We start from the raw sequence: 20997 nt of genomic DNA, 5'->3' as shown, positions 1-20997 counted from the left end.
TATGGATTTTAAAACCGCATTTCAACAAATCGGACACATTTATCAGAGCCTCTCTATAAGACAGCGCATAGTTGCGGCAAGTTCTGTCGTGCTTGTGGTTGGATTTTTAGTCTTTTTAAGCATTTATAAAAGCTCTCAGACAAACTATGACGGATATAGCGTTCTTTTTGAGAGTGTTAATCCTAGCGACTCGGCACTTATTATTCAGCAGCTTGAAAAAGACGGGGTTAAATATAAAATTTACAATGAAGGCACTATTTTAGTCCCAAATCAAGATGTTTACAAAGAGAGAATTTCGATAGCATCCTTGGGTATTTTAAAGGATAATAAAGTAGGCTTTGAGATCTTTGACAAACAAGAATTCGGAGCTACCGACTCTGAACAAAAGGTAAAATTTCAAAGAGCTTTAGAGGGTGAGCTTGCTAGGACAATAGAGAGCCTAGCACCTATAGAAAAGGCTATGGTGCGCATAGCCATACCAAAAGAGACTCTATTTACAGAAAGAACTACCCCGCCTTCGGCTTCAATAGTATTAAATTTAAAAACCGGAAATAGCTTAAATTTAAAGCAGATTTCAGGTATTAAAAATTTAGTTTCGGCTGCAGTTGCAAATTTAAGCACTCAAAATGTAAAGATAGTAAATCAAGATGGAATTCCTCTTGGCGAAGAGGATGGCGAATACGATAGCGATCAGATAAATCAGCAGATAAAATATAAAAGAGAGTCGGAAAACGCACTTGAGCAAAAGATTATAAACGTTCTTTCCCCTATAGTTGGAGGCACTCATAAAGTAGTAGCCAAGGTAACTATAGACTTTGATTTTGCCAGAAAAGATAGTGAGAGCGAGACCTTTGATCCAAATTCTGTAGCAAGAAGCGAACAGAGCGTAGAAGAGAAGCGACAAGGCTCTAAAGAGCGCGAAGTCCAAGGTGTTCCTGGTGCTGTTAGCAATATAGGTCCGGTTGAAGGGATAGATGATAAAAAGCTTGAGGAGCAGTATTCTAAGAGCTCATCTACTACAAACTATGAAATTTCAAAAAAAGTTATGCGTATCAAAGATCAATTCGCTACTATCAAGCGCTTAAGCGCTGCTGTAGTAGTGGATGGTAGATATGAGAATAAAAGAGATGAAAACGGAAATTTAACTAAAGAGATCGTATATACTCCTCTTACAAATGAGCAGTTAGATAAGATTAGTGCGCTTATAAAGCAATCGGTGGGATTTGATACAAATAGGGGTGATGAAGTAACTGTAAGTAACTTTGAATTCCAAAGACCTGGCACAGATACTCCTGCAAATAAAGTAAATTCGTTTTTTGATACCTATGTAAATCCTTTTATGCCTATATTTAAATATATATTTGTCGGAATTTTATTATTTATATTTTACAAAAAAGTCATCGTTCCGTTTATGGAAAAGATGCTTCAAAATATCAAAGAAGAAGAGCCTGATATGCAAGATGATATAGTAGATCTTGAGGATAGCGAGGATGCCTTAGAGAAATTTAAAGCAGCTAAGAAAAAGGTTGAAGAGCAGCTTGGAATCGGAAGTGATTTTAATGAAGATGAGCTTAGGTATGATGTGCTACTTGAGAAGATGAAGCTGATTATACAGGAGCGAAGTGAAGAGGTTTCTGTATTGCTTCAGGATATGGTTAAAAACGACTCTGACTTTAGTAACCGCAAGGACTTTTAATGGCGACTAGCTTAACCGAACAACAAAAGATGACTTATGATGATCTCTCGATGCCTGAAAAAGTTGCGATACTGCTTATACAGCTTGGAGAAGATGCCACCACTCTTTTATTTTCGCATATGGAAGTTGATGTTATCACAGAAATTTCAAGATATATAGCGACTGCAAAAAGTGTTGATAAACAAGTAGCAGCGGCCGTTTTGGAGGAATTTTACGCTCTAATGCAGTCAAATCAATATATGAGAAGCGGTGGCTTAGAGTATGCCAAAGAGATTCTTTATCGTACCTTTGGTCCTGAGACTGCACAAAAAATTCTTGACAAGCTTGCAAAAAGCATGGAGAGTTCAAAGAGTTTTGGATATCTAACTAAAATTAAACCTCAACAGCTTGCCGATTTTATTATGAAAGAGCATCCTCAAACCATCGCTTTGATTTTAGCACACATGGATCCGACTAGTGCCGCCGAGACACTTTCGTTTTTGTCGGACGAACTTAGAAGCGAGGTTGTGATTAGAATGGCGAATTTGGGCGATATTAGCCCATCTGTGATCAAGCGTGTATCAACAGTGCTTGAAGGCAAACTTGAAAGCCTTACTTCGTATAAGGTTGAAGTTGGCGGTCCAAGAGCTGTTGCGGAGGTGCTTAACCGTCTTGGTCAAAAGGCCTCAAAATCCACTATCGAATATATCGAGGATGTCGATGATAAGCTTGCCACTACTATTAAAGAGCTTATGTTTACGTTTGAAGATATTAATACACTTAATCAAACAGCAATTAGAGAAATTCTTAAAAATGTCGACAAAAAGGATCTTATGATAGCCCTTAAGGGTTCTGGAGATGCACTTAAAGAGAAATTTATGGGTAGTATGTCTCAGCGCGCAAGCGAAGCGTTTAAAGAAGAGATGCAATACCTCGGAGCCGTTCGCGTAAAAGACGTAGAAGAGGCTCAGCGCCGCATAGTAGAACAGGTACAAGCCCTGGCTGATCAAGGAGTATTCCAAGTCGGCGAGGCAGAAGAGATGATAGAATGAGAAGCAGCGTAATAACCAACGAAGAGACCAAAAGTCATTTTGTAGAGAGCTATAGATTTAAGGTTTTAGGTCAAGAGAAAAAGACCAATGAAAACCACGAAAATGAGCACATAGATAAAAATCATAGCAATGTTGAAAATTTAAATAGAGCCGATTTGGCTACAAATTTTGATCATCCCGTAAAAAATAGCCCACAAATACCGATTTCACAAGATCCAAGAATAGAGTCAAATTTCGTAGAAGAGCTTTTAAAGCGCACGGATGAGCTTTCTGGAAATATAATAAAACTTCAAATGCAGATAGAAAATCAAGAGAGTGAATTTGCAAAGCGTCTTGAAAATGAAACTACAAGAGCCAAAGAAGAGGGACTTAAACAGGGTTTTGAAGAGGCTAGAGCTAAATTTGATAGCGAATTAAAATCACTTGAGTCAAGATATCTAAATTCAGTTACTAAACTAGATAGTGAAGCTGCTAAATTTGAAGATTTTTTAAGCTCCAGTGAAAATGAGCTATCAAATACGGCGATTGAGATTGCAAAAGAGATTGTAAAAAAAGAGATTTCATCAAATTCATCAAGTGTCGCTTATTCGCTTGCAAAATCTTTAATAAAAGAGCTTAATGAGGCAAAAAAGCTACAGATTAGAGTTAGTATCAAAGATTTTGAGTTTTTAAAAGAGCAGTTTGGAGCCAGCGAAAACATAGAAATTGTAGCTGATGAAGCTATAAATGTCGGTGGTGTTATAGTAATGAGCGATGCTGGAAATCTTGATGGAACCATTGAGGCTAGGTTTGAAAAGATAAAAAGGATAATTGGCGAATAGTATATGAATGATATAAATTTGAAATCTATGAAAACAGAAGAGCTTGAGGAGCTTTGTAATAAGATAAGAGGCAAAATTTTAGATACCGTCAGTAAAAATGGAGGGCATCTTAGCTCAAATATTGGTGCAGTTGAGCTTATAGTAGCTATGCACTATGTATTTGACAAAGAAAAAGACCCGTTTATCTTTGATGTTAGTCATCAAAGCTATGCTCATAAGCTTCTAACAAATCGCTGGGATAACTTTGATAGTTTGCGTAAATTTGGCGGTATAAGTGGATATACTAAACCAAATGAGAGTAAATATGACTATTTTATAGCAGGTCATAGCTCCACTTCAATATCTTTGGCCGTAGGTGCCGCAAAGGCTATAAGGCTTAAAAACGAAGATCGTTTGCCAGTAGTTCTAATAGGCGATGGCTCTATGAGTGCCGGAATGGCTTATGAGGCTTTAAATGAGCTTGGCGATAGAAAATATCCCTGTGTGATAATCCTAAACGATAACGAGATGAGCATAAGTAAGCCTATAGGAGCGCTTAGTAAGTATTTAAGCCAGATGATGGCAGGTCAGCCATATCAGAAATTTAAAAGTAGAGTTGAAAAATTTTTGAGCTATATGCCTGATGGAGCAGCATATATGGCGCGCAGGATGGAAGAGGGAATACGTCTCATAACTCCTGGCATGTTTTTTGAGGAGCTTGGGCTTGAGTATATAGGCCCTGTAGATGGGCATGATATAAGAGCTGTGATAGATGCATTTGAAGTGGCAAAGGTTATGAAAAAGCCGGTTATTGTCCATGCCCAAACTCTAAAAGGCAAGGGATATGAGAAGGCTGAAGGTCACTATGCTAACTGGCACGGAGTTGGACCATTTGATCTAAAAAGTGGTGAGAGTATTAAAAAAAGTGCGCCAAAATCAGCCACTGCGCTCTTTTCAGAGAATTTGTTAGAACTTGCACAAAAGTATGAAAATGTGGTTGGAGTAACTGCGGCAATGCCTACCGGAACGGGCATGGATGCGCTTATTGAGAAATTTCCTGAGCGTTTTTGGGATGTTGCGATAGCAGAGCAGCACGCGGTAACATCTATGGCAGCTATGGCAAAAGAGGGATTTAAGCCTTTTATCGCTATATATTCGACATTCCTTCAACGTGCCTTTGATCAGGTCATACACGATGCTTGTATTATGAATCTAAATGTAGTTTTCGCTATGGATAGAGCAGGAATAGTAGGAGAGGATGGAGAGACTCATCAGGGAGCCTTTGACGTAGGCTACCTTAATGTGATACCAAATATGACTATTTTTGCTCCAAGATCCGCGGATAATTTTAAAATGATAATGGAATATGCCTACAAACATCAAGGGGCTTGTGCATTTAGATATCCTCGAGGAAGCTTCTTGCTAGAAGATGGGGAATTTGAGTCAAAAGAGATTAAATTTGGCAAAAGTGAAATTTTATCTAAAACAGATTCAAAAGTGGCGTTTATAGGATATGGAAATGGAGTAGGGCGTGCAAATTTGGTCAAAAAGGCCTTAGGGGATAAATTTAATCCGACTCTTGTGGATTTGGTATTCGTAAAACCGCTTGACAGAGAGCTTTTGTTGGATTTAGCCAAGGATAAAAAGGTTTGGTATGTTTTCTCAGATAGTGCTAAAAAGGGCGGAGTAGCTGAAATTTTAAGCGCATTTTTACAAGATGAAGCTATATATGATGTGAGAGTTATTAGTTTTGAGTATGGAGATAAATTTATAGAGCATGGTAATACAAGTGAAGTTGAGAAGGGATTAGGGCTAGATCCGCATAGTATTTCTGAAAAAATACTAAAAGATAATTTATATTAATAAGTATAAAGAACTTTTAAATAATTTTTTTGTATAGTTAGAAAAAATTAAAAGGGAGTTATATGAATTATATAAATTTACTAAAAGAGCGCGGACTAAAAGCCACTCCACAAAGAATCAGCGTCTTGAAAATTCTAGATCGTCATATGCATCCTACTATAGATGAGCTATATGAGGAAATTTTGGTTGAAAATCCATCTGTATCGTTAGCTACCGTGTATAAAAACCTAAATACACTAAAAGACGAGGGATTGGTAGTAGAGGTTAATATGCCAAATCAAAAGGCTAAATACGATATCTTTGAGCATCCTCATATACACGTTGTTTGTCAAGGTTGTGGCGAAGTAAGCGATATGAGCTACAATGATGCCTTACTTGACGAATATAAGGAAAATTTAGAGAAAAAGCTCGGAAATTTCGTTGAAAAACTAAATGTACTAGTAACTGTAAAAAATTGTAAATACTGTAATAAATAATTCTAGTATCTCTTAATTAGGGTGAGAGGCTCTCACCCATATCGCTTTCTTTAATATTTTGATTTAAATTTTTAGCCCCAAACCCGCCCTCGGTATCAAAATCAGTATATGGTAGTGATATTACGCATTTACATTACACTTTTTAATGTACTAGGATTACTGTCTTTACTATAGCTTCTCCGTGCCATCTTTGCCAAAAAATTATACTCGCCTTTTAATACCTACATCCAAAATTTTCTATTTTTCTATTAAGTCTATTTGCCAATTTGCCATCTGTAGTTTAGTGTCGATCTGTCTTATCTCCTTTGATATCCTGTCGATCTGTTTTTTGCAGGCTTGACACATCAACACTGCTTAAGATCTTAATCTATTTATTAGAATACATATCTATCTTCTGGCTGGCAGTTGCGATGAAATTTTTAAGTATATTTACTTTTAACCCCAAAGTGTCACGATCCGCTATCAAATCCACTAAGGCTACCCCTTCAATTTGAGCTTCGCAATTTGTCTTATTTATCTTCTTAATTAATAAATTTAACTCTTCTGTATTCTCATTAAGCTCCCTTGAGAGTTCTTTTGGAGGAGTATCATTTTATTGAACTTTGGCATTATTGTTTAGTCTAATGTGAAGCTGTTTGATTCGTTTTTGTAGATCGGAGTGTAGAATTAGAGCTTCTGCTAATTTCATCTTAATTTATATGATAGAAATTATAAAATTTTTGCTTTTTTAGTCGTTGCAATTGAACTTAAGATAACCTCATCATCTTTTTTTAACTCGTTTAAATTGGTCATTTTGCCATCTTTTAAAACTCTTACAAATGATGAAATTTGATCAAAAAACCCCTCTTGTTGCATAAAGCTTTTATTTAGAATCGATATTTGATTCTCAAATTTTAGTATTTTTAGATTTAGAGCATTTTTTAGTTTTAAATTTAAATTATTTAAAATTTGATATTTGTGATCTATTTTTTGTTCTAAAATTTGCTTTGATAGACGGTTTTTAAGCATATTTAAACTGCTTTCTTTGCGCTCAAACACTCTTTTAATCGCTATATCAATTGCATCTAAGTATCTATCTATCATCTGCATAAATTCATTCATATCCGGAAGTAGTGAAGTCATAGCGGCACTTGGAGTGGGTGCTCTAAAATCAGCCACAAAATCTGTGATAACATAGTCTATCTCGTGTCCTATCGCGCTTATTATAGGTGTTTTAGATATATAAATTTCACGTGCCAAGCATTCATCGTTAAAGCACCATAGATCCTCTCTGCTTCCGCCTCCTCTAGCCAAGACTATTACGTCAAGTCCGTAGCTATCAGCCTTTTTAAGAGCTTTTATAAGAGCCTTTGGGGCGTTTTCGCCTTGAGTTAATGAGTCGAATATGAAAATTTCACTAAGTATCCATCTTTGATTGATAATTTTTAGCATATCTTGTAGAGCTGCTGAGGTTTTAGAGGTTATGATGCCTATTTTTTTAGGAAATTTAGGCAGACTTTTTTTATTTGAAATTTCAAAAAGCCCTTCTTTTTCAAGCCTCTCTTTAAGCTGCTTGAATGCGAGCTCAAGCTCTCCATCTCCGCTCGGTCTAATAGAAGTGGCTATAAGCTGATAGCTACCACTCGGGGAGTAGAGGGAAATTTTGCCATAAATTATAACTTTCATGCCGTCTTTTATATCAAATTTCAGCTTTTCATTGTTAAATTTATAAATTACCGCAGAAATTGAGGCTTTGGCATCTTTTAGCGTAAAATACCAGTGTCCTGAGGCATGTTTGGTAAGTCTAGAGATTTCTCCTTCTACCTCAACGTATGAAAATGTCGTTTCAAGCAGGGTTTTAGCCTGCTCGTTTAGTTCGCTTACGCTTAGCAATTTTTAAATTTCCTGGCTACAAAAAGTGTAGAAATATCCATCGAAAAACTTTTACAAACTTCGATTTCAAATCCCGCTTTTCGCAACTCATCCACAAAGCTTTCGGTGTCTAAGAAATTTTCTATGGAGCTTGGCAGATACTCGTAGGCCTCTTGGTTTTTAGATATAAATCCACCTATCTTAGGCAAAATTTTACTTAGATAAAAATCTCTTATTTTTGTTAGAAAGCCAGATTTTTTTCTTTTTGTGAACTCTAAAACAACGATATATCCGCCATTTTTTAATATTCTATTAAATTCTTTTAGCGCAGCCTCTCTTTCGACCACATTTCTAATTCCGTAACTTATACTTAATACATTTGTGCTTGCATCATCTAATGATGTATTAGTTGCCAGAGCCTCTATGAATTTAAACTCTGGAAATTTTTGCTTAGCAACTTCAAGCATACCACTTGATGGGTCTATGCCTGTCAAAGAGTTGATTTTCACATTAAATTTATTTGCCATATTTTTCCAAAAACCCATCATATCACCGGTGCCGCATGCGACATCGACTATGTTTATACTTTGATTTTTGAATTTTTCAAGCACTATTTTGCAGGCTATCTTACGCCACCTAATATCTACACCCATACTCAAAACTCTGTTTGCAAGGTCGTAAGTCGGAGCAATTTCATTAAACATCTGAACTATTTTTTCTTGTTTTTGCATTCTCTTTCTCTAGTTGTAATAAATTTTTAAATTTTTGGAAACTTTGCTTAAATTTTTAATAAATTTTATCTTTTCTTTTAAAATCTCATCTCTTATCTTAAAAATTTGCTTGTAAATTTTACTTTTCAATTTTGCTATTGCTTGATCGTCAATGCCTTGCTCTTTTTCAATATTATCTAAGATAAGTAACCATATATCTCTATCTTGCAAGTCACCAAAGAGCTCTTGAATCTCTTTTGCTCTATCTTTGCATTTTTCAAGAGATCTAATTGCAAAGAGATCGATGAAGTTTTCAAATAGATATCTAAGCCTCTTTAGCTCTATTCTTGTTTCGTGGAAAATAGCGTTTTCTCGATCACTATTAAGCATTAAAAGATCTTTTTTTAACTTTAAAATTTGAGTTCTAATTGCCTTTGCTACAATTTTTTTAATAGGCTTATCGTAGTCTTCGCCTTTGTAAAAATCGCTATCCTCTTTTAAAAATATCTCCCAATCCCTAAAAATTTCATTGCTTTGAAGACTGCTTAATATAGCTTTTATTTCGTCGTTTTGTCTATTTTTTATATTTTCTAAAATTTGAGTTATTGTTTTGGCTTTTTTTTGTTTTTTTAAAAACTCTAAAAATACGTCTATATCTCGTTTTGTATTAGTAGAGTTGGCTAGAACTTTAAAATTTTTACTAAAATGAACCGTTAGCTTCTCATCAAAAATTTTATTTAATAGTTTAAGTAAAGAACGTGTTTTGCGTAGATTTACTCTTATCTGATGAAGCTCCTCTTCATTACTTGTTTTTAGATACTCTTCTTTATGAAATTCTATAAATTTATAAATTTGAAAAAATAGCACTCTTGCAGCATCTATTGAACGAATTGAGCTCGGAAAAGACAGCTTTATATCTTTGTTTGTATCTAAAATTTCTAATGCTTTTTTAACATCAAATTTCATATCCGGTATACCAAATAGAGCTAAATTTTTATTTTTGTATCGTTCGTCTTCAGTGATTTCAGATGTGATATGATTGGCTAAAAAATCAGGCATTATAAAATTATTTGCATCCTCTACTTTTAAAAATTCTATTTCAAGCGTAACTAATCCTTCTAATGCGCCTTTGTAAATATCGATATTTGCAGGGAGATTATTTATCTTAAACTCAAATCTATCTTTTTCTATTGGCATTGCTATAGAGTTTTTAAAAGCTTTTTTGTATGATTTTTCATCGCAAATCTCTTCAAATTCTTGCCTTACCATTCCTTTTCCGATTTTTTTAGTCATGGTAAGATTATTTTCTGATTTACGAAATCTAATCTCTTCAAGGGGTGTGATTTTGGTATAAAACTGCATTACATTTTTGCTATCTAGTAAAATACCATCTCTTTTAAGAGCATTAATAGCTAAAATACCGTCTAATACAAATTTACGTTCTATCTCTAAGACCAAATATAGCTCCTTAAACTATTTTTAATTGTATCAAAAGCTAGCTTAAATTGTAAATTTGCGATTTTAGTCTTATGAAATTAATTTTTAACTCAAATTGTGATAAATTATAGAAAATTTTAAAGGAGTTTTCGTGAATAGAAAGATAAATTTTAGCGCAGGACCAAGCGGACTACCTCTAAGTGTATTGGAACATGCTCAAAAAGAGCTTATAAGCTACCAAAACAATGGCTTTTCTATAATGGAGATAAGCCATAGGAGCAAAACATTTGAAGAGGTTCATTTTGGGGCGATGGATAAGATAAGGAAGCTTTACGGCTTTGGCGATGAGTATGAAATTTTATTTTTGCAAGGCGGAGCGCATTTGCAGTTTGCGATGGTGCCTTTAAATTTATCTATGGGCGGAACAGCAGAGTATGTAAATACCGGAGTATGGACCAATAAAGCCATAAAAGAAGCCAAACTTCTTGGTATAAATCATAAAGTTGTTGCAAGCTCTGAAGATACGAAATTTGACCGCATCCCGGAGAATATAAAATTTAGCGATGATGCAGATTATGCTTATATTTGCACAAATAATACAATTTACGGCACTCAGTATAAAAGCCTTCCAAAGAGCAAGGCACCGCTTGTCATAGATGCTAGTAGTGACTTTTTTTCAGAACCTCTTGATTTTACAGATATTGGTCTATTGTATGGAGGGGCGCAAAAAAATGCCGGCCCAAGCGGTGTGACAGTAGTAATAATTCGCAAAGATCTTGCCGAGCGTCTTGATAACGATAGAGTGCCTACCATGCTTAGATATAAAACTCATACAGACGCCAAGTCGCTATATAATACTCCTCCGACATTTGGCATCTATCTTCTTGATCTTACTATGGGATGGCTGCTTGAGCAGGGCGGTCTTGTAGCCGCAAAAGAGAGAAATGCGGCAAAGGCGGCTTTACTGTATGATGCTATTGATAATTCTAAAGGATTTTATAAGGGGCATGCAAGGAAGACTGATCGCTCGGTTATGAATGTAAGCTACAATATTGCCGCAAATGCCGAGCTTGAGCCTATTTTTGTTGCCGAGGCGGAAAAGGCGGGAATGCTAGGGCTTAAAGGACACCGTCATTTGGGCGGAATTCGTGCTTCAATTTATAACGTAGTGAGCCTAAATGATGTGAAAACTTTGGTTGAGTTTATGAACGAATTTGCTAGAAAGAATGGATAATTTTAAGTCTATTTGTGATTATTTTTATAAATTTGGCATTTTTATATACGATTTAGCTAGTAAGTATTGAAAATTAATTTTAGATTTTATAAAATGCCAAATAAAGGGGTTGGTTATGCTAAAAGATATTGAAATTTTTAGAACATTAACAGATGAACAGATTAATAAACTTGAGGGCATAAGCATAATAAGACGCTACAATAAAGATGAATTCTTATTTATGGAGGGAGAGGTTCCTAAGTGGTTTTATGTATTGCTTAAGGGCAGGATTAAAATATACAAAACCTCTCCAAAAGGTAAAGAGGTGTTCGTTCATGAATTTTTACCGGTCTCTCCTGTGGCAAAATTTGCAAATTTTGGAGATACGCCTTTTAACGGCTCTGCGGTTTTTGTCGAAGATTCTGAGGTTTTAATGATAGATTTTGATAAATTTAAGAAAAATTTTATGAGCGATGCAAATTTATGCATGGAGATTATTAAATCTTTGTCTGAAAATTTTAGACTCGTACAGGGTATGCTTCATAGAGAAATCGCTCTTGGAGTAGAGGGTAAGATAGCGCTTTTTATAAGTGAATATCAAGATGGTCTTCCTTCTAAAAAATATGCTCAAATAGCTCAAATGTTAAATACCACTCCTGAGACCTTTTCAAGGGTAATTACAAAATTTAAGAAAAATGGATATATATCTATCGATGCAAATAAGAATATCAAGATACTAAATCATGATAAGCTTAAAGAGTTGTATGAGACTTAAAAATTTTTAAAGAAGCGAAAAATTTTAGTAGATTCTATCTGCCGCCAAATTTTAGCAGTGCACTTCCCCATGTAAATCCACCGCCAAAAGCATCAAGGAGTATAAGATCTCCATTTTTAAGCCTTCCTTCTTCGTAAGCATCATTTATAGCCATTGGTATTGATGCCGCGCTTGTATTTCCGTATTTTCCTACAGTGACTACACATTGACTATCTGTAAAATTTAGTCTTTGTTTGACAGCTTCTATGATACGTAAATTTGCCTGATGAGGTATAAAAAGATCTACTTTATCACTTGTAATGCCATTTTTATTAAGTATATCTATAACACTTTTTGTAAGTGTTTGCACTGCGATTTTAAAGACCTCATTTCCGGCCATATGAATAAAATTTAGTTTATTTTCAAGCATAGCCTGCGATACCGGATTGGCACTACCTCCACCTGGAGTTATAAGTAGATCAGCAAAATTTCCATCACTTGCCGTATGGACATCCAAGATCTCATTATCATCTCTAGCGCTTATTATGGCTGCTCCGCTGCCATCTCCAAAAAGTATGCAGGTGCTGCGGTCGCTGTAATCAACTATTGAACTTAATTTTTCCGCTCCTATAATTAGGACGTTTTTTTTAGCACCGCTTTCTACAAGAGATTTTGCAAGCTCAAGAAGGTAGATAAAGCCTGTGCAAGCAGCACTTATATCAAATGCTGTTATTCCTTCTAATCCTAATTTTTTAGCTATTTTACAAGCTGTTGACGGCATGCAAAAGTGATCCGGACTAATCGTGGCGCATATGATAGCATCTATCTCTTTAATATCAATATCCGCTCTTTGAATTGCTACTAAAGCAGCTTTTGTGGCTATTTCACTCGTAATTTCACCTGTTGCAATGTGTCTGGTATGAATTCCTGTGCGTTTCACAATCCACTCATCGCTTGTTTCGACCATTTTTTCAAGGTCAAAATTTGTAAGAGTGTCCTTTGGAACATAAGCGCCGATTGAGATAAGAGAGGATTTTTTCATCAGTTACCTTGCAAAGCTTAAAAGCTCGTCTTTGATAACTTTATTTATCTCTGAGTCTGCAAAATTTAGAGCTTGAAATATAGCGTTTTTTATAGCTTTTGCATTGCTTTTACCATGGCTTATGATTACACAACCATCTACGCCAAGTAGTGGCGCTCCTCCGTATTCATCGTAATCGACTTGCTGTTTTAAAGTTTTAAAAACTTTTTTCATCAAAAGGGAGCCAGCTATCGCTATAGGTGATTTTTTGACATGTTTTTTTATTATTTTTGTTATGGCGTCAGCTACGCCCTCGCTTGTTTTTAACAGGATATTTCCTACGAATCCATCGCATATCACGACATCTACGCTACCGTCAAAAATTTGATTGCCTTCAACATTACCTACGAAACAATCTAGCTTAGACATGAGAGCAAATGTTTCTTTTGTGACTTCATTGCCTTTGCTTTCTTCTTCTCCGTTAGAAAGAAGTCCTATTTTTGGTTTTTTTATTTTAAGAATTTCTTTGACATAAGCTTCGCCCATGATTGCAAACTGAAAAAGATGTTCCGCTTTACAATCTACGTTAGCTCCGACATCCATTACAAGAGTTTTTTTGCCTAAAACATTTGGCATAAGCGTAGCAATCGCAGGGCGTAATACGTTTTGGATTCTACCTACTCTAAGAGTAGCTAGACTCATTGTGGCACCGCTATGACCTGCCGAAACTACTGCTTTAACTTCTTTGTTTTTTAGGAGTTCTATAGCCTTATATATTGTGCTATCTTTTTTCTTTAGTGCATTTGTGGCACCATCAGACATTGATATTGTTTCGGTTGCTTCTATGTAGCTTATGTATTTTTGTAGATGAGATGGTACTAGAGGTTTTAAAACTTCTTCTTTTCCTGCCAAAACAGCACTAAATTTAACAGTTTCTAAAGCCTCTACAACACCCTCTATTATTGGTTTAGGACCAAAGTCCCCGCCCATTGCATCAATGCAAATGCTTGTCATATTTTTTAGTACTCACCGGTTGTTTTATTTACACGATGAGGCATTTTCCATGAACCGTCTTTATCTTTAACAGGTATAGGAAGTGTTACTTTATAGTGTGTTCTACGTTTTGCTGCACGTGTATGACTCACTCTTCTCTTAGGTACTGCCATGTTACTCTCCTTTATAAATTTTCACAATTTTTACAGTAGAAATAGTCGCTTTTAAAAGCCTCTATTTCACTTGATAATATCTCTTCTAAATCTATATATCCGTCGAAAAATTCGATAACATCTTCAAGTTTTTCTTCGCTATCTTTATAAATCCCATCACTTATAAGTAGATTTAAATTCTCTTTTGGACTTAGTATTATATCTTCGCCACATCTATCGCAGTTGTGGCTCATATTGCCACTTATTAGAGCTTTACACTCTACTAGATTGGAATTTATTCTTTTTAAATTTCCGCTAAAGCTAAGATTTTCTCTTTTTATATCAAACGGAATTTGATTGTTTGCAATTTTTGCAAATGCTATTTTCAAAATTTTCCTTAGCAGATATCTCTGGATGCAAAGAAAAATTCAATTTCTATTTTTGCATTTTCTAGACTGTCGCTTCCATGGACCGCATTTGCATCAATATTTTCTGCAAAATCGGCTCTAATAGTTCCAGGAGCGGCTTCTTTAGGATTTGTTGCGCCCATTAGCTCTCTATTTTTAGCTACCGCATTTTCTCCCTCAAGAACCATAATAACAACTGGTCCGCTAGTCATAAATTCAACCAAATCATTGAAAAATGGTCTCTTTGAATGAACTGCATAAAATTTCTTAGCATCGCATTTGCTCAGTCTAATTTTTTTCATAGCAGCTATTCTAAGTCCGTTGCTTTCAAATCTATCTACTATTTTACCGATTACGCCTTTTTTTACAGCATCAGGCTTTATGATAGAAAGTGTTCTTTGCATAAAATTTCCTTGTATTGTTTATTTTGTTTTAAGAGAGGGGATTATATCAAAAAAATTATTAAAAACAAAATAAGCCCTTTTTCGGGCTTATTTTTTAAAATTTTAAGCTATAACAGCAGTTTCGCCCTTTCTCATGTCTGCGCCAATTTCACTGCGTGACGGCTGGCCTTCGTAAGGCATATCCCATACGATACAGCCGTCGGTCGGACAGGCTGATGCACAGGCTGGCTCGTCATTGTGTCCTACGCATTCTACGCATTTATCTGCGTATACATAGTATATATCTTCTCCGGTTGGATTATCGCTATCATCCACTATGGCTTCTACCGGACATTCGTCTATACACGATCCGCAACTGATACAAATATCTGTAATTTTTACTGACATTTTTTCTCCTTAAATTAAAATTTTCGTAACAATATCAAAATATTTTTAAATTTGATATAAAAAAAAAAATTTTATTTTTTAGATTTAAATTTGTAAAAATACAAAATTTATCTATTATTAAACTTGAGACGATATAATTTCGCCAATAATAAAAATTATTTATTAAGGAGAAATAATGATAGTAACAAAAAAAGCACCTGATTTTACAGCTGCAGCAGTTTTAGGTAATAATCAAATCGTAAATGATTTTAACCTATATAAAAATATTGGCGAAAAAGGCGCTGTAGTATTTTTCTATCCAATGGATTTTACCTTTGTTTGCCCAAGTGAGATAATAGCATTTGATAAGAGATATGATGAGTTTAAGTCTCGTGGTATAGAGGTTATAGCTGTATCTTGCGATAATCAATTCTCCCATTTTGCATGGAAAGAGACTCCAGTAAGCAAAGGCGGAATAGGTCAAGTTCGCTTCCCTATAGTAGCTGATATGACAAAAGAGATTGCACGCGGATTTGACGTGTTAATTGATGAGGCCGGTGTTGCACTGCGCGGATCTTTCTTATTGGATAAAGACGGCACGGTTCGCCATGCAGTAGTAAATGACCTGCCTCTTGGAAGAAATATAGACGAGATGATAAGAATGGTTGATACTATGATATTTACAAACGAGCATGGCGAGGTTTGCCCAGCAGGATGGAATAGGGGTGATAAGGGTATGAAAGCTGATACGGCTGGAGTAGCTGACTATCTAGCGCACAATGCAGATAAACTATAATCTTTCAACTATATTTTTTATACAAAAGATAAAGAGGTGGAATATCCGCCTCTTTTTATATTCTTATAAAATTTTAAAATTTATAAGTATTTTTTCTAAATCCAAGTTACATTTTTTCAATAATTTAATAAAAAAAATAAGAAATTTTTACTATAATTAATAGTTTCTACTCTTTTATGGATTATAGGGGATGAATAGATGAACAAAGATCTACATTTTAGTTTCATTGGCGGCAAGGCCATAATACTTGAAAGAGCGATTGATGTTTTTGAAAAAATTATTAACAAAAATCACTCTGTGCATTTTTTAAATTTATATAATGGTGTAAAAGTAGAGTGTTTCGGTAAAGTTTTGTCCATTGAAAATGAGTATGTCGTATGCGAAGTTAATCTTATGCAGATTTTGGCTATGAAAGAGGAGAGAAATGCCTATATAGTGCAAGATGAGTATTTTGCAAAAAATATAGTAGCTGATATAGTTTCTGTAGATATAGCAAATTCTACTGTAACTTTAAAAAATTTCACATACGCAAATAACCTGCATGCAAATTTAAGAAAATTCCAAAGAGTCTATCCAAATCGCTATACCAAAGTTATTCTAAGTGATGAAAATGGAGAAATTCAGGGGAATTTATATGATATTTCAGAGGGCGGAATAGGAGTAATTAGCACAAATTGCGGCACATTTAGAAGCGGAGGTGTTATAAAAGCCAAATTTGTCCTAGAAATTCCTGCAACCAAAGAGATAAAAGATATAGAAGTGGATTTGAAACTGATAGTAGAGCTTGTTTATAGGGGTGCCGTAAGGTACTGTTGTCAAATTATAGAAGGGCAAGATATTCAAGAAACTATAAATCAATTTACTAAAGAGCGTGTAAAAGATACTGTAAAAGAGCTAAAAGAGCAACTAAGTCTATACCAATAAAGAGATTATATGAAATCTATACAAGAGAATTTAAAACTATTTTATATAGGACTAAAGGACAAAGAGCCGTTTTTGTATAAAAATAAGGATCTAACAACACATGCTGCTATTATAGGAATGACTGGTAGCGGGAAAACGGGTCTTGGTATAGGTATTTTAGAAGAGGCTTGCATAGACAATATCCCATCTTTTATCATAGACCCCAAGGGTGATATGACGAATTTGCTTTTAGCCTTTGATGAGATGAAGGCGGATGATTTTTTGCCATATATGGATGAAAATGAGGCGCAAAACAAAGGCTTAAGCAGATCCCGGTTGGCTCAAAAAGAGGCTGAAGCATGGAAAAACGGAATAGAAAATTCATTTCAAAGCTTAGATAGAATTAGGCTTTTTAAAGATAGTGCGGAGTTTAAAATTTATACTCCAAAAAGCTCTTCTGGCCTTAGCGTTGCTCTTCTTGGGGATTTTATATGTCCAAATATAGAGAATGAGGAGGAAATTTCTGAGTATATAAGCTCGCTCACTAGCTCGGTTTTGTCACTAATTGGTATAGATATAGATATAAATTCAAAAGAGCATCTTTTAATATCAAATATTTTTGTGAATAAATTCGGATTAAAAGAGGATCTTAGTTTAGAAGAACTCATTGGCTTCATAGCTGAGCCGCCGTTTAATAAAATTGGTGTTTTTGATATTGAGAAATTTTATCCATCTAGCGAGAGAATGAAGCTTGCCGTTAAGCTTAATACTCTTTTGGCAAGCCCTGATTTTCGTGCTTGGCTAAATGGAGAGAGGCTTGAAATTTCAAAGATGCTCTTTACAAAAGAGGGTAAAGCAAAATGTAATATTTTTACTATTTCTCACTTAAATGATAGTGAAAGAATGTTTTTTGTCACGCTTTTATTAAACGAGATAATTGCTTGGATGAGAAAAACAGAGGGAACAAGCTCGCTTAGGGCGATTTTATATATGGATGAAATTTTTGGATTTTTCCCGCCAAACGGTAACCCACCCTCGAAAACTCCAATGCTAACTCTTTTAAAACAGGCTCGTGCTCATGGGCTTGGAGTAATTTTAAGCACACAAAATCCGGTCGATCTTGACTATAAAGGACTTAGTAATATCGGCACTTGGTTTATTGGCAGGCTTCAAACCGCCCAAGATAAGGCCAGGGTAATAGATGGAATGACCGGGATTCAAGGCTCATCTATGGATAAAAACGAGATAGAAAATTTAATCTCAAATTTAGCTAAACGAAATTTCTTGCTTAAAAATATCCACGATGACGGACTTAATGTAATCTCTACAAGATGGGCTCTTAGCTATCTAAAAGGACCTTTAAGTAGAGAGCAAATTTCAAATTTGATGAGAGATAAGAAGGCCTATTTGAATATTAAAAATACAAAAAGTGAAATTTCAAGCAATAATCCAAAACCAATTTTATCTCAAACAATAGATCAAATTTATGATTTAAGCCTAGAAAATGAGGCTAACGGTTATTTATACGCTAAAGCTAAAGTTAGGTTTTGCGATGTCAAAAAGAGAGTCGATTTTACAAAAGATCTAAATTTGTTATATAGGTTAGAAGATGATTGTTCTGATATAGATTGGAGTGAGGCTAGCGAGGATGTTCAAATTCACATATCTAGTGAGCCAAAAGGAAAAATTTCTTATATGCCGCTTCCTGCTAAAATAACCGGAGTTAAGGATTTTAAAGAGATTACTAAAAAATTTAAAGAGTATATCTACCGAAATGTAAAACTAACTCTTTATAGCTCACTTGGGCTAAATTCAAATCCAAACGAAAGTAAAGAAGAGTTTTTTATACGTTTAAGCGATAGGTGTAATGAAGTTTTAGAACTAGAAACAGCAAAGCTTAATGAAAAATTTACAAAAGAGAGAGCAAGGCTTGAGGAAAAATTAGGCAAAGCTGTCTTAAAACTTGAAAAAGAGCAAAGGGATGTGAAAAATACAGGCCTTGAAGCTGCGATATCCGTAGGAGCTAGCCTGATCGGAGCTCTTTTTGGTAGAAATTTATTAAGTAGGACAAATTTAGGCAAGGTTGCAAGTGGCGCAAAATCTGCAAATAGAGTATTAAAAGAGCGCGATGATGTAAAGCTTGGCGAGCAGGCTGTGGCTGATATAGAGACTCAAATAGAGGAGCTTATGGCTAAATTTGAAAATGAAGCCAGTGAGCTAAAATTAAAAAATGATATACAAAATATCACTATAGCTGAAATTGAAATAGCGCCTAAAAATAGTGATATATATGGTGAGAAAGTCTATCTTTTGTGGAAATAATTAGTTTCATTGTACCAAAGTACAATATACAAACTATCTATTTTTTTAATACAATTACACAAAAATAGAAAAAGAGGGGAATTATGAGCAGTTCGGGTTTCGTAAAAGAAGTGATAGGAAGAGCTATCGTCGTAGATATGCGAAGTCAAGAAAGAGAGCTTAATAAAGGTGATGTTTTAAATATAGGCGATACTGTATTTACAAGCTCTGAAAGTGATAGCATTGTCTTATCTTTTGGATCAGAAGATATAGCTTTAGTAGGAATTGATAGTTTAAAAATAGATCAAAGTATAGTTAGTGCAGAGAGCTTTGGCGATGAATCAAATTTGCAAGAAAGCTCACTGGAAAAGGCGATTTTAGAAATTCAGAGTTTTGAAACTATAGAAGAGGTGACTACTGAAAGTTTTTTTATTGAATCAAACGATGGTTTTGACTCCAAAGCTATTTATAATGCTAACAATGCAGAACATGTTAGCATTTCTAGTGACTCTACTCTTGATTTAAGTAAAGTTTCAGATATGAAACACGAAGAGCAAACTAAACTTATGAAAGATGCTATTATAGAAAAGGTATCGGCTCAAGACATGCTTGATGTCGGTGATAAAAAAGATGGTCTAGAAAATAGTCTAAACGTCGAGAACAATAAGGATGTATCCATCTCTTATAGTAATGAATATAAAAATAGCGATACTTCATCGGAAACTACTAATGCTACAATATCCATTAAGATAGAAAGTGAAATTCAAGTAGATATTTAATAAATTTGGCGAAAAAAATACTTCGCCAAAACCTTAAATTTCTCATAAATTTATAAGAAAATCAGATAAAATTAAATAATATAATATCCTTAAATCTAAAATAGGATAAAAAATGAACGAAAACATTATAGCTTATGCTCTAGCCTATCTTCTAGGAGGGATTCCATTTGGGCTAATCCTTGCTAAAATTTTTGGTAACGTAAATATACAAAATGAGGGCAGTAAAAGCATTGGCGCTACGAATGTTTTGCGCGTCTTAAAAGAAAAAAATCCCAAACTTGCCAAAAAGATAGCTATTCTAACTGTGGTTTGTGACGTACTAAAGGGCGTTTTGCCTATTTTGATAGCAAAATTTATAGGACTTAGCCCTGCTACCCTTTGGGCTATGGCTGTTTTTTCTGTTATTGGTCACTGCTATTCACCTTTTTTAAAATTTGAAGGCGGCAAAGGGGTGGCAACTGGAGCTGGTGTTTTGATGATATTTTTGCCTGTTGAGGTTATTGTGGCTCTTGTTGTCTGGTTTGTAGTCGGCAGAGTTCTAAAAATCAGCTCTTTAGCATCTTTGGCAGCGCTTCTTGCGCTGATCATCTCAACTCTTATCATTCATCCGAAAATCCCAGATATAGACTCTCACGCTCCTATTTTTATAATAGCATTTATAGTATTTTATAAGCATATTCCAAATATTAAAAGACTATTTAGCGGGCAAGAGAGTAAGGTGATATGATAACGACGCTCATAAAAGATTATGAGTTTGAGACTATTATAGGGCTGCTTGAATTTGAGCGCTTAAACCCTCAAAAAGTACGTATAAATGTAGAATTTCAAAGTAGTGACTTTATAGACTATGTTGAAGTGATAAATTTTATAGAATCTATTTATAATGAACATAAATTTGAAACAGTTGAAAATTCACTTGAGGTCTGTGCCAAAAATCTAAAAGATAAATTTAGCTCTCTAACTTCACTAAAGATGGAAATTCTAAAAACAGAGATTCTTAATAATGCCTTGGTAGGAGCTAGGTTCGAGAGCAAATATTAAATT

General features: G+C 34.8%; 24 protein-coding genes. 13 read left to right on the top strand and 11 right to left on the bottom strand.

Annotation, left to right across the window (positions count from 1 at the left end):
- The first annotated feature begins 1 nt into the window (after position 1).
- The 5 genes from fliF (at position 2) to CDOM16189_RS00605 (ending at position 5866) form a co-directional block, all read left to right on the top strand.
- Entirely contained in the window at positions 2 to 1696 is a 1695-nt protein-coding gene (gene fliF, locus CDOM16189_RS00625; RefSeq protein WP_169973476.1) for a flagellar basal-body MS-ring/collar protein FliF, read from the top strand.
- Complete coding sequence (gene fliG / locus CDOM16189_RS00620; RefSeq protein ID WP_169973475.1) at positions 1696 to 2727, top strand: flagellar motor switch protein FliG; 1032 nt, start codon at positions 1696 to 1698, stop codon at positions 2725 to 2727. The genes fliF and fliG overlap by 1 nt, the downstream gene beginning before the upstream one ends.
- Positions 2724 to 3548: a flagellar assembly protein FliH gene (gene fliH / locus CDOM16189_RS00615; protein ID WP_169973474.1), complete on the top strand. Its 825-nt coding sequence runs from the start codon at positions 2724 to 2726 to the stop codon at positions 3546 to 3548. Before fliG ends, fliH begins: the two co-directional genes overlap by 4 nt.
- Positions 3549 to 3560: 12 nt before the next feature.
- Positions 3561 to 5390, top strand: coding sequence for a 1-deoxy-D-xylulose-5-phosphate synthase (gene dxs / locus CDOM16189_RS00610; RefSeq protein WP_169973578.1), 1830 nt, complete (start codon positions 3561 to 3563; stop codon positions 5388 to 5390).
- Between the two features lie 62 nt (positions 5391 to 5452).
- Positions 5453 to 5866, top strand: a complete 414-nt coding sequence (locus CDOM16189_RS00605; protein ID WP_169973473.1) for a Fur family transcriptional regulator — start codon at positions 5453 to 5455, stop codon at positions 5864 to 5866.
- Positions 5867 to 6103: 237 nt separating this feature from the next.
- Here CDOM16189_RS00605 and CDOM16189_RS10000 read toward each other — a convergent pair whose 3' ends face one another.
- The 5 genes from CDOM16189_RS10000 to CDOM16189_RS00585 form a co-directional block, all read right to left on the bottom strand.
- Positions 6104 to 6211 carry a DIP1984 family protein gene (locus tag CDOM16189_RS10000; protein ID WP_349304311.1) on the bottom strand — a complete coding sequence of 36 codons (108 nt, stop codon included), beginning with the start codon at positions 6209 to 6211 and terminating at the stop codon, positions 6104 to 6106.
- 22 nt (positions 6212 to 6233) lie between these two features.
- Positions 6234 to 6392: a DIP1984 family protein gene (locus CDOM16189_RS09810; RefSeq protein WP_349304314.1), complete on the bottom strand. Its 159-nt coding sequence runs from the start codon at positions 6390 to 6392 to the stop codon at positions 6234 to 6236.
- Positions 6393 to 6574: 182 nt separating this feature from the next.
- A complete protein-coding gene (gene xseA, locus CDOM16189_RS00595; protein ID WP_169973472.1) occupies positions 6575 to 7738 on the bottom strand; it encodes an exodeoxyribonuclease VII large subunit in 1164 nt (387 codons plus the stop codon).
- On the bottom strand, positions 7732 to 8448 hold the full coding sequence (gene ubiE, locus CDOM16189_RS00590; RefSeq protein ID WP_169973471.1) for a bifunctional demethylmenaquinone methyltransferase/2-methoxy-6-polyprenyl-1,4-benzoquinol methylase UbiE: 717 nt from the start codon (positions 8446 to 8448) through the stop codon (positions 7732 to 7734). Before ubiE ends, xseA begins: the two co-directional genes overlap by 7 nt.
- 9 nt (positions 8449 to 8457) lie before the next feature.
- Complete coding sequence (locus CDOM16189_RS00585) at positions 8458 to 9885, bottom strand: CYTH and CHAD domain-containing protein (protein WP_169973469.1); 1428 nt, start codon at positions 9883 to 9885, stop codon at positions 8458 to 8460.
- A gap of 130 nt (positions 9886 to 10015) precedes the next feature.
- Between CDOM16189_RS00585 and serC the strand changes: the two genes are divergently transcribed.
- Both serC and CDOM16189_RS00575 read left to right on the top strand, forming a co-directional pair.
- A complete protein-coding gene (gene serC, locus CDOM16189_RS00580; protein ID WP_169973467.1) occupies positions 10016 to 11098 on the top strand; it encodes a phosphoserine transaminase in 1083 nt (360 codons plus the stop codon).
- Between the two features lie 115 nt (positions 11099 to 11213).
- Positions 11214 to 11852 (top strand): Crp/Fnr family transcriptional regulator, encoded by a 639-nt coding sequence (locus CDOM16189_RS00575; RefSeq protein ID WP_169973466.1) that lies wholly within the window; start codon positions 11214 to 11216, stop codon positions 11850 to 11852.
- A gap of 34 nt (positions 11853 to 11886) precedes the next feature.
- Here the strand turns inward: CDOM16189_RS00575 and CDOM16189_RS00570 are convergent, their stop codons facing one another.
- The 6 genes from CDOM16189_RS00570 to CDOM16189_RS00545 form a co-directional block, all read right to left on the bottom strand.
- Positions 11887 to 12873, bottom strand: coding sequence for a beta-ketoacyl-ACP synthase III (locus CDOM16189_RS00570; RefSeq protein WP_169973465.1), 987 nt, complete (start codon positions 12871 to 12873; stop codon positions 11887 to 11889).
- Between the two features lie 3 nt (positions 12874 to 12876).
- Positions 12877 to 13866 (bottom strand): phosphate acyltransferase PlsX, encoded by a 990-nt coding sequence (plsX, locus tag CDOM16189_RS00565; protein ID WP_169973463.1) that lies wholly within the window; start codon positions 13864 to 13866, stop codon positions 12877 to 12879.
- A gap of 5 nt (positions 13867 to 13871) precedes the next feature.
- The gene (gene rpmF / locus CDOM16189_RS00560; RefSeq protein WP_122863182.1) at positions 13872 to 14018 is read right to left on the bottom strand and encodes a 50S ribosomal protein L32; all 147 of its coding nucleotides are present in this window, start codon (positions 14016 to 14018) and stop codon (positions 13872 to 13874) included.
- An 11-nt stretch (positions 14019 to 14029) separates the two neighbouring features.
- Complete coding sequence (locus CDOM16189_RS00555; RefSeq protein ID WP_169973462.1) at positions 14030 to 14386, bottom strand: DUF177 domain-containing protein; 357 nt, start codon at positions 14384 to 14386, stop codon at positions 14030 to 14032.
- An 8-nt stretch (positions 14387 to 14394) separates the two neighbouring features.
- Positions 14395 to 14808: a nucleoside-diphosphate kinase gene (ndk, locus tag CDOM16189_RS00550; protein WP_169973461.1), complete on the bottom strand. Its 414-nt coding sequence runs from the start codon at positions 14806 to 14808 to the stop codon at positions 14395 to 14397.
- 102 nt (positions 14809 to 14910) lie between these two features.
- Entirely contained in the window at positions 14911 to 15195 is a 285-nt protein-coding gene (locus CDOM16189_RS00545; protein ID WP_169973460.1) for a DUF362 domain-containing protein, read from the bottom strand.
- A gap of 175 nt (positions 15196 to 15370) precedes the next feature.
- On the opposite strand from CDOM16189_RS00545, the gene CDOM16189_RS00540 reads away from it, so the two are divergent.
- The 6 genes from CDOM16189_RS00540 (at position 15371) to CDOM16189_RS00515 (ending at position 20994) form a co-directional block, all read left to right on the top strand.
- Entirely contained in the window at positions 15371 to 15970 is a 600-nt protein-coding gene (locus CDOM16189_RS00540) for a peroxiredoxin (RefSeq protein WP_169973459.1), read from the top strand.
- 198 nt (positions 15971 to 16168) lie between these two features.
- The gene (locus CDOM16189_RS00535; protein ID WP_169973458.1) at positions 16169 to 16894 is read left to right on the top strand and encodes a PilZ domain-containing protein; all 726 of its coding nucleotides are present in this window, start codon (positions 16169 to 16171) and stop codon (positions 16892 to 16894) included.
- A 9-nt stretch (positions 16895 to 16903) separates the two neighbouring features.
- Complete coding sequence (locus tag CDOM16189_RS00530; protein ID WP_169973457.1) at positions 16904 to 19195, top strand: ATP-binding protein; 2292 nt, start codon at positions 16904 to 16906, stop codon at positions 19193 to 19195.
- Positions 19196 to 19278: 83 nt separating this feature from the next.
- Positions 19279 to 19953: a hypothetical protein gene (locus CDOM16189_RS00525; protein ID WP_169973456.1), complete on the top strand. Its 675-nt coding sequence runs from the start codon at positions 19279 to 19281 to the stop codon at positions 19951 to 19953.
- Between the two features lie 112 nt (positions 19954 to 20065).
- Positions 20066 to 20680: a glycerol-3-phosphate 1-O-acyltransferase PlsY gene (gene plsY, locus CDOM16189_RS00520; RefSeq protein ID WP_169973455.1), complete on the top strand. Its 615-nt coding sequence runs from the start codon at positions 20066 to 20068 to the stop codon at positions 20678 to 20680.
- A complete protein-coding gene (locus tag CDOM16189_RS00515) occupies positions 20677 to 20994 on the top strand; it encodes a dihydroneopterin aldolase (protein WP_211436533.1) in 318 nt (105 codons plus the stop codon). The genes plsY and CDOM16189_RS00515 overlap by 4 nt, the downstream gene beginning before the upstream one ends.
- Positions 20995 to 20997 lie beyond the last annotated feature (3 nt).

The organism is Campylobacter sp. RM16189 (assembly GCF_012978815.1).
Classification (GTDB): Bacteria; Campylobacterota; Campylobacteria; order Campylobacterales; family Campylobacteraceae; genus Campylobacter_A.
Note: the sequence above shows the minus strand (reverse complement) of the source record. Positions and strands in the feature narration are given on the sequence as shown.

Bases quoted from the DNA above. Each gene is read 5' to 3' on its own strand.
- plsX (WP_169973463.1), bottom strand. From the start codon at position 13,866: ATGACAAGCATTTGCATTGATGCAATGGGCGGGGACTTTGGTCCTAAA.
- plsY (WP_169973455.1), top strand. From the start codon at position 20,066: ATGAACGAAAACATTATAGCTTATGCTCTAGCCTATCTTCTAGGAGGG.
- CDOM16189_RS00540 (WP_169973459.1), top strand. From the start codon at position 15,371: ATGATAGTAACAAAAAAAGCACCTGATTTTACAGCTGCAGCAGTTTTA.
- fliF (WP_169973476.1), top strand. From the start codon at position 2: ATGGATTTTAAAACCGCATTTCAACAAATCGGACACATTTATCAGAGC.
- ubiE (WP_169973471.1), bottom strand. From the start codon at position 8,448: ATGCAAAAACAAGAAAAAATAGTTCAGATGTTTAATGAAATTGCTCCG.
- ndk (WP_169973461.1), bottom strand. From the start codon at position 14,808: ATGCAAAGAACACTTTCTATCATAAAGCCTGATGCTGTAAAAAAAGGC.
- CDOM16189_RS00515 (WP_211436533.1), top strand. From the start codon at position 20,677: ATGATAACGACGCTCATAAAAGATTATGAGTTTGAGACTATTATAGGG.
- CDOM16189_RS00570 (WP_169973465.1), bottom strand. From the start codon at position 12,873: ATGAAAAAATCCTCTCTTATCTCAATCGGCGCTTATGTTCCAAAGGAC.
- CDOM16189_RS00535 (WP_169973458.1), top strand. From the start codon at position 16,169: ATGAACAAAGATCTACATTTTAGTTTCATTGGCGGCAAGGCCATAATA.
- CDOM16189_RS00605 (WP_169973473.1), top strand. From the start codon at position 5,453: ATGAATTATATAAATTTACTAAAAGAGCGCGGACTAAAAGCCACTCCA.
- fliG (WP_169973475.1), top strand. From the start codon at position 1,696: ATGGCGACTAGCTTAACCGAACAACAAAAGATGACTTATGATGATCTC.
- CDOM16189_RS10000 (WP_349304311.1), bottom strand. From the start codon at position 6,211: ATGTGTCAAGCCTGCAAAAAACAGATCGACAGGATATCAAAGGAGATA.
- CDOM16189_RS00525 (WP_169973456.1), top strand. From the start codon at position 19,279: ATGAGCAGTTCGGGTTTCGTAAAAGAAGTGATAGGAAGAGCTATCGTC.
- CDOM16189_RS00545 (WP_169973460.1), bottom strand. From the start codon at position 15,195: ATGTCAGTAAAAATTACAGATATTTGTATCAGTTGCGGATCGTGTATA.
- rpmF (WP_122863182.1), bottom strand. From the start codon at position 14,018: ATGGCAGTACCTAAGAGAAGAGTGAGTCATACACGTGCAGCAAAACGT.
- CDOM16189_RS00530 (WP_169973457.1), top strand. From the start codon at position 16,904: ATGAAATCTATACAAGAGAATTTAAAACTATTTTATATAGGACTAAAG.
- fliH (WP_169973474.1), top strand. From the start codon at position 2,724: ATGAGAAGCAGCGTAATAACCAACGAAGAGACCAAAAGTCATTTTGTA.
- CDOM16189_RS00575 (WP_169973466.1), top strand. From the start codon at position 11,214: ATGCTAAAAGATATTGAAATTTTTAGAACATTAACAGATGAACAGATT.